Origin of the sequence: Falsihalocynthiibacter sp. S25ZX9 (genome assembly GCF_041205405.1) — a bacterium.
Classification (GTDB): Bacteria; Pseudomonadota; Alphaproteobacteria; order Rhodobacterales; family Rhodobacteraceae; genus Falsihalocynthiibacter; species Falsihalocynthiibacter arcticus.
Genome location: NZ_JBGFCD010000175.1, coordinates 1 through 319 on the forward strand (window position 1 = coordinate 1; position 319 = coordinate 319).

At 60.5% G+C, this 319-nt stretch carries 1 protein-coding gene; it reads right to left on the minus strand.

Annotation, left to right across the window (positions count from 1 at the left end; translation table 11 throughout):
- On the minus strand, positions 1 to 319 hold a 319-nt coding region (locus tag AB9F29_RS21780; protein WP_369757233.1), incomplete at both ends, for an SDR family NAD(P)-dependent oxidoreductase.

The following is a 319-nucleotide window of genomic DNA, read 5'->3' on the forward strand; positions in this document are numbered from 1 at the left end:
CGGGTGTTGTGTCCAAGGCGGGCGAGTGGCGGGCCAACCCAGCTGAATTCACGACGATATCAAATGTGTCTTGCGCGTCCACTGCGGCCTTCGTGGCCTCAAGGTCGGACAGGTCCAACAACAGCGTTTCCGCCGACCAACCATTGCTGGCCATTTCATCTACCGTGGCCGATAGTTTTTCAACGCCCCGCGCGGCACAAACCACATGCGCGCCAGCATAGGCCAAGGCAACGGCACAGGCTTGACCGATTCCAGACGACGCACCCGTCACGAGGGCACGTTTGCCATCGAGGCGCATGGAAGGTGTACGTGGCAGAGT